9 protein-coding genes are annotated in these 7,161 nt (G+C 60.6%); 7 read left to right on the forward strand and 2 right to left on the reverse strand.

Going from position 1 to position 7,161, the window contains the following annotated elements:
* Positions 1–16 precede the first annotated feature (16 nt).
* The 4 genes from hpnC to hpnE are packed head-to-tail and all read left to right on the forward strand — an operon-like array spanning position 17 to position 3,540.
* A complete protein-coding gene (gene hpnC / locus VE934_RS14075; RefSeq protein WP_324888534.1) occupies positions 17–901 on the forward strand; it encodes a squalene synthase HpnC in 885 nt (294 codons plus the stop codon).
* Positions 898–1,434, forward strand: a complete 537-nt coding sequence (locus VE934_RS14080; RefSeq protein ID WP_324888536.1) for a DUF2867 domain-containing protein — start codon at positions 898–900, stop codon at positions 1,432–1,434. Before hpnC ends, VE934_RS14080 begins: the two co-directional genes overlap by 4 nt.
* Positions 1,424–2,266, forward strand: a complete 843-nt coding sequence (hpnD, locus tag VE934_RS14085; RefSeq protein WP_324888538.1) for a presqualene diphosphate synthase HpnD — start codon at positions 1,424–1,426, stop codon at positions 2,264–2,266. Before VE934_RS14080 ends, hpnD begins: the two co-directional genes overlap by 11 nt.
* Entirely contained in the window at positions 2,263–3,540 is a 1,278-nt protein-coding gene (gene hpnE / locus VE934_RS14090) for a hydroxysqualene dehydroxylase HpnE (protein ID WP_324888540.1), read from the forward strand. The genes hpnD and hpnE overlap by 4 nt, the downstream gene beginning before the upstream one ends.
* Before the next feature lie 46 nt (positions 3,541–3,586).
* Here hpnE and VE934_RS14095 read toward each other — a convergent pair whose 3' ends face one another.
* Entirely contained in the window at positions 3,587–4,297 is a 711-nt protein-coding gene (locus VE934_RS14095; protein ID WP_324888542.1) for an HAD family hydrolase, read from the reverse strand.
* Positions 4,298–4,316: 19 nt separating this feature from the next.
* On the opposite strand from VE934_RS14095, the gene hemH reads away from it, so the two are divergent.
* From hemH to VE934_RS14110, 3 genes are all read left to right on the forward strand, one after another.
* The gene (hemH, locus tag VE934_RS14100) at positions 4,317–5,420 is read left to right on the forward strand and encodes a ferrochelatase (protein WP_324888544.1); all 1,104 of its coding nucleotides are present in this window, start codon (positions 4,317–4,319) and stop codon (positions 5,418–5,420) included.
* 96 nt (positions 5,421–5,516) lie between these two features.
* Entirely contained in the window at positions 5,517–6,197 is a 681-nt protein-coding gene (locus VE934_RS14105) for a ProQ/FINO family protein (protein WP_324888546.1), read from the forward strand.
* 16 nt (positions 6,198–6,213) lie between these two features.
* Positions 6,214–6,435 (forward strand): SlyX family protein, encoded by a 222-nt coding sequence (locus VE934_RS14110; RefSeq protein ID WP_324888548.1) that lies wholly within the window; start codon positions 6,214–6,216, stop codon positions 6,433–6,435.
* A gap of 340 nt (positions 6,436–6,775) precedes the next feature.
* Here VE934_RS14110 and VE934_RS14115 read toward each other — a convergent pair.
* On the reverse strand, positions 6,776–7,161 hold a 386-nt coding region (locus VE934_RS14115), incomplete at its 5' end, for a hypothetical protein (protein WP_324888550.1).

Here is a 7,161-nt window from a genome sequence, read left to right on the forward strand (position 1 = left end):
AAGCGACAATCGCGGCATGACTTCCGGCCCCGCTTCCCCGCTCACCGCCTCTGTGCAGCCGCCCTCCAGCCATTACGAAAACTTCCCGGTCGCCTCACTGCTGTGCCCGCCCCGCCTGCGCCCCCCTATCGCCGCGATCTACTGGTTTGCGCGCACGGCCGACGACATTGCCGACGAAGGGGACGCCCCGCCCGCATCCCGATTGCAAGACCTGGCGCTCTACCGTGACGATCTAACCGCTGCCGCAGACGGCAGGTCCGGCTCCGGTCGCTGGCCCGCCGTTTTTTCGGCTTTGCAGCCGATGCTGGATGAATTTCAGCTCCCGATACCCCTGCTGACCGACCTGCTCAGCGCCTTTGAGCAGGACGTTGTGAAACAGCGCTACGCGACCGAAGCCGAGCTGCTGGACTACTGCCGCCGCTCAGCCAACCCCGTCGGCCGCCTGCTGCTGCATCTGTACGGCGTGAACGATGCGGTGTCGCTGGCGCAAAGTGACCATATTTGCAGCGCGTTGCAACTGATCAACTTCTGGCAGGACCTGAGCGTGGACATTCCACGGGGCCGCATCTATGTCCCGCACGAACTGTGGGCGGGCTACGGCGTTGATCTGAGCCAACTCCTGGACCGTGAGATCAATCCCAGCACTACTAATTTAATAGCAGCTTGCGCCCGTTCTGCAAGGGCGATGATGCTAAAAGGCTCTGAACTGCCAGCCACGGTAGCCAGGCAACTGGGCGGCTTTACCGGCTGGCGTGCCGCGTTTGAACTGCGCTGCGTGATACAGGGCGGGCTGCGCGTCCTGGGCAAGATCGAGGCCATGAACTACCAAACCCTTGCCCGGCGTCCCAAGCTCAACATCTGGGACGGAGCCGTTATTCTCTGGAAAGCCCTCTGGTCATGACACGTCCCGTGCCCATTCCAACGACTTGTCAGCTCCATGCGCGGCAGTACAACGCGGATTTTGCCGACGCGTACGAAACGCTGGTGCCGAAATCCGCGCTCACCGCAACTGCGATTTACCGCGCGATCACACACCAGACCCCGGCCTGGATCGACCACCTGATGCGACTGCGCCACGCCGTGATGGCGCCGTTCGGGATAAAAAACCATGGGGTCCTGTCCGGCGTCGGCGTCGAACCTTCGGTGCCGGGCCAGCGCATGGGGCTTTTTGAAGTAGTCAGCGTGACGCCGCATGAGCTGGTCTTGCAGGACGATGACAAACACCTGGTGGTCCAGCTGTCCGTTCTCAAACAAATCGGTGACGCAACCCACGACAAACTCACGCTCAGCACGGTGGTCCATATCCACAACACGCTGGGCCGCGCCTACATGGTTTTTGTAGGGCCTGCCCACAAGGTGATCGCTCCCGCTGTGATGCGCCGGGCAGCGGCTGCCGTCACCCAAGCCTGCGACAATCCCGCCCATGAGCCCTGAGGAATACGTCCAGCAAAAAGCCGCCGCGTCCGGCAGCAGTTTTTATTACGCGTTTTTGTTTCTGCCTAAAGAGCGCCGTGCTGCCATCACCGCGTTTTACGCTTTTTGCCGCGAGATTGACGATGTCGTCGATGAGGTAACCGACCCCGGCGTGGCGCACACCAAGCTGGCCTGGTGGCACGCTGAAGTACTCAAGGCCTTCGCCGGCACGCCGACCCATCCGGTGATGAAGGCGCTGATGCCGCTGGCCCCTGCCTATGGCATAGAGGCACGACATCTGCAGGCGGTCATTGAAGGCTGCGAGATGGATCTGGCGCAAAACCGCTACCTTGATTTTCCCAATCTGCGCACCTATTGCCACCTCGTGGCAGGCATTGTGGGCGAGGTCGCAGCCCGCATTTTTGGCCAGACGGACGAAGCGACCACAGCGTATGCGCACAAGCTGGGGCTGGCATTCCAGATGACCAACATCATCCGCGACGTGGGTGAAGACGCGATGCGTGGTCGCATTTACCTGCCCGTCAATGAACTGCAGCAGTTCGACGTGAAAGCGCATGAGATTTTGAAACGTCAGTACTCGGACCGCTTTACTGCGCTGATGAAGTTTCAGACAGCGCGCGCACTTCAGCTTTACGACGAAGCGCTGGCCCTGCTGCCCGACCAGGACCGTCGTGCGCAAAAGCCTGGTCTGATGATGGCCAGCATTTACCGCACCCTGCTGCGCGAGATTGAGGCCGATGGCTACCAGGTGTTGCACCAGCGGGTCAGCCTGACCCCGCTTCGTAAATTCTGGCTGGCGTGGAAGACTCAAGCCTTTGGGCGCGTGGTTTGAAGACTGCAGTTATCGGCGCGGGCTGGGCGGGCTGCGCGGCGGCGGTTGAAGCTACGCGCCTGGGTCAGCAGGTCACCATTTTTGAAGCCATCCGCACGCCCGGCGGTCGGGCCCGGCGCGTCGACAGCCATCTGCCCGATGGCACACCGCTGGCACTGGACAACGGCCAGCACATCCTGATCGGCGCGTACAGCGAAACGCTGCGCCTCATGGCCGATCTGGGCATTGACACCAAAGCCGCCATGTTGCGACTGCCCCTGCGCATGCAGTTTCCCGACGGGACGGGTCTGCGACTTCCCCGTTTGCCAACGCCCCTTGACGCCCTGGTCGGTATCCTCTTGGCACGCGGCTGGTCGTGGCAAGACAAGAAGTCTCTGTTGCGCACTGCGGCGGGTTGGCAGAGCGGCGGTTTCGCCTGCGCGCCCGAGTTGTCCGTTGCGCAGGTTTGTGACGGTCTGACCCCCACCGTGATGGCCGCACTGATTGAGCCGCTGTGTGTGTCCGCGCTCAACACACCCGCGGATCAAGCCAGCGCCCAGGTTTTTTTGCGGGTAATGCAGGACGCACTTTTCTCGCAGTCGGGTGGCTCCAACCTGTTGCTGCCACGTGTTGATTTGAGCGCCTTGCTTCCTGATGCGGCGCTGGCCTGGCTTGCCCGGCAGGGCGGCGAGGTTCGCCTGATGCAGCGTGTGGCGTCGCTGGCGGCTGAGGGTGCTGGCTGGCAGATTGACGGCGCCGTTTTTGACCGCGTCATTCTGGCCTGCAGGCCGACGGAGGCCGTCAGGCTGGTGCAGACCTGCGGAGTGCCTTGCGAGGCATGGCTGGCGCAAACCCGGGCGCTGACCTACGAAGCCATCACCACGGTCTACGCATTTTTGCCGGGTGCCCGCCTGGCCCAGCCCATGCTCGCCCTGCCTGCCAGCGCAACAGATGGCGGCGCACCCGCACAGTTTGTTTTTGATCGAGGCCAGCTGGGCGGCCTGGCCGGTTTGCTGGCCTTTGTGGTCAGCGCCAGCAACGGTCACAGCGCAGTGTTAACCACTCAGGTTCTTGCGCAGGCAGACAAGCAATTGGGACTGGCCGGGCTGCAGCCCGTGCAAACCATTGTGGAAAAGCGCGCCACGTTTGCCTGTCTGCCCGGCATGCAGCGACCCGGCGCCCGCGTGCTGCCGGGGTTGCTGGCGTGTGGCGACTATGTCGATGGACCCTACCCGGCCACGCTGGAAGGGGCGGTGCGTTCCGGTTTGCAAGCCGCGCGGAATGCTACTGAATAAATAGCAAACTTTGTCCGTCATTAAAGGGCAAAACCGCAAATTTCCATCAAACCGCGGCGCTGTCAGTCCTGAACAGGTCGCACAGTTCGGTCAGGCTGGTCACCGTTTCGTGCGGCAAGTCGGCATGGGTCCACAAATGATCGGACCGGTTCACCCAGGCCGCCTGCATGCCCGCATTGAGTGCGCCCAGAACATCCAGCGCGGCATCGTCGCCCACATGCAGGATGTTGTGCGCCTGCACATCCACCGCGCCGGCTGCGGCATGAAAAATCCGTGGATCGGGTTTGCCCACGCCAAAAGCCTGCGCACTGATGCTGGCCCGAAAATATTCACCGATGCCGATGCGGTTGACATCGGCGTTGCCATTGGAGACCGCAACGATGGGATAACGAGACGACAAGAATTCCAGCGCAAGCAGTGCATCCTCATACAGAGTCACATGGTGCCGCGCCTCAAAAAAAACTTCAAACGCCTCCTCTGCGAGCAGCGGGTTTTCTTTGGACCGGTACAGAGCCAGACGGATGGCCTCACGCCTGATGGCGCTCAGGTTGTATTTGAGATCGGGCCGGCTGCGAACAACCTGCTCACGAATATCGTGCCGCGCTGTCGGGTTGGCAAACAGTGCCGCGGTCATGGGCGCGTGGTTGCCCAGCCACTTCTCCAACGCGGCCTCCGCCTTTTCGATGGTCGGCCAGATCGGCCACAACGTGTCGTCAAGGTCAAGGGTTATGGCTTTGATAATTGTCAGGTCAAGCATAGGTAGTGGAGAATAACCCATGTCTTTTTCTGCCGAACCCACCTTCACACACGGCAAACCGCCCGCCAATACCGCCTCCGGCACGGCCGTGCTGTATTGCAATCTGGGCACGCCAGAAGCACCCACAGCCAAGGCTTTGCGGCCCTATCTCGCGCAGTTTTTGAGTGACCCCCGCGTCATCGAAATTCCAAAGGCTATCTGGTGGTTCATCCTGCACGGAATCATTTTGCGGTTGCGCCCCAAAAAATCCGCGGCCAAATACGCCAGCATCTGGACAGCAGATGGCTCCCCGCTCAAGGTGTGGACGTCCAAACAGGCCAACATGCTGGGCGGCTACCTGGGCCAGCGCGGCCACCGAGTGGCCGTGCGCTACGCCATGCGTTATGGCCAGCCGTCCATCGCCTCGCAACTCGATGCGCTCAAGGCCGACGGCGCCACCCGCATCCTGATTCTTCCCGCGTATCCGCAATACAGCGGCACCAGCACGGCCAGCGTGTTTGACGCCGTGTACCAATGGGCCAGCAACATTCGCCGTATCCCCGAGCTCCGTTTTGTCAACAACTACCACGACCATCCTCGCTACATTACGGCGCTGGCTGCCCGCGTGCGCGCGCATTGGGCTGCACATGGCCGTGCCGAACAACTGGTAATGAGCTTTCACGGTGTTCCGGAGCGCACGCTGCACCTGGGTGACCCCTACCACTGCGAGTGCCACAAAACCGCGCGCTTGCTGGCTACAGAACTGGGCCTTTCCAAAGAGAAATACACCGTGACGTTTCAGTCCCGCTTTGGCAAAGCAAAATGGCTGGAGCCGTACACGGAGCCCACTTTGGTGGCCATGGCGCGCTCAGGCACAAAGCGCGTCGACGTGATGTGCCCCGGCTTTACGGGCGACTGCCTGGAAACGCTGGAAGAAATTGCGCAGGAAGCCAAAGAGGCCTTCATGCACGCCGGCGGCAAGGAGTTTCACTACATCGCCTGCCTGAACGACAGCCCGGAGTGGATGCTGGCGCTTTGCGAAATCACTCAGCAGCATCTGTCTGGCTGGCCGACGCAGGCTGCCGACGCATCGACGCTTGCGGCGTCGCGCGCTGCCGCACTCGCCACCGGGGCCACCAAGTAAGTTACTGGGAGCAACTGTTAGCCGCAGCGTTGACGCGGGAACGGGGCCAGGGTCATTTCGTCGACAATCACCGCTTGACTCGCTTTCCCAACCTTCATGACACCCACCCTCCCCGAACCGACAGCTTTGCCTGCCCCTGCTCAGCACGACAGCACCACCGCCGACCAGGCATCAGCGCGCCAGGCAACAACGGCCGTGCTGGAAAAGCTGTTTGAGCTCTACCCCCACCTGTTTGGCGCAAAGTTCTTGCCGCTAAAACTGGGCATTTTTCAGGAATTGCTGGCCAGCCACCCAGAGGCCTTTGAGCGTGAGGCCCTCAAGGCTGCGCTGGGCACGCACACCCGCTCCACTGCTTACCTGCAATGCATTGCAGCAGGCAACCTGCGCCACGACCTGCAGGGCCAGCCAGTAGAGCCCGTGGCGCCAGAGCATGTTTACCTGACCATGCTGGAGTTGTTTCGCCGCCGGCAACGCCGCGCACGGGAAGATCTGCGGCCTAAGTTTCGCGCGCAGCTGATGACGGCTTTTGAGGCTTCCGGCCTGAGCCGCCAGGACTACCAGTCCAGGCTGCCCACCAACGATGCAGCCGCGACCGCCTTGCTGGAAGAAGCCTTTGAAGAGCGCGACCAAAAGCTGGCCAAACAGGAAGCCCTGCTCCGCACTTTTGAAAATAGCGGCCAGACGGTAGATGCATTTGCAGACATGTACGGCCTGGACAAGCGCGAGCTGATGGCGGCGATCAAGCGGAAGCAGCCTGTCGATACCGCCAGCGCTTGAGGGCTGGAACAAACCTATGGGCCAGCCCAGCGATATAGACCAGCGCCTGACCGAGCTGGAGATCAAGGCCAGCTTCACTGAAGACCTGATCGACAAGCTCGATGCGGTCATCATCCGGCAGCAGCATCAAATCGACAGCTTGATGCGCGAAGTCGCTGACCTGAAACAGCAAGCACCGGTAGATGGCGGTGTGGGTGGGGCGCGCAATTTGCGGGATGACTTGCCGCCGCATTTTTGAATCTCAACCTCCTTTTAGAGGATGTGCCTACCAAATGCCAAACCTAAAATCATGCGGGGTTTGACGACCTTTTATCGACCTGAGAGGAAGACTCCATGATCAAAAAACTGTTTGTTGACAACAATTTGAGCGTGAATCCAGGGCCCAGATTAGATTGCAGCCGCCAAGTAATGCCGCAGCTCGTGCGGTCTACATTGCGTTAGACGTCAAAGCATCATCAGGCAGCAATCGCATGAATACGAACTCACACCGAAAGTCTTTCCCGGCAGACGTAACTTTTGAATATGAAGAGAACGGTGTTGTACCGGTTTCCGCATACGGCAACTCAGGCGAGTCATATTCAGGGCCGGCTGAGGGCGACGTGGGCGCCGCGAATTGGACTGGTCAATTTGTCGCGGGACGACCCCATGGGAAGTTTTCCGTTATCTGGGGTGGAATTCAGGGCGGCGACGTCTGGTTTCAAGACGGAGAGCAGGTCAAGTGAGTCCCTGCGTAGCAGTGCAATTGAAATGAGTAGGGTGCTAAATGCGCTGACGTCTAACTCTTCGGCCCAGCGGCGGCGGCCTTCGGCCGCGCCTGGCCTCCAACGTTGATATGGCTTCTCTCTGTCAACAGGCCACAGCGATTTCTCTGCACCTTTACAGATAGTAGATTCTTCCTCTTTGGCCGGATGAGGAACGCGGCGGAGCCCTTTAGCTGCCACCCGATGTGGATGCGCGACGGTTG

Origin of the sequence: Polaromonas sp. (assembly GCF_035638815.1) — a bacterium.
Lineage (GTDB): Bacteria > Pseudomonadota > Gammaproteobacteria > Burkholderiales > Burkholderiaceae_C > Polaromonas.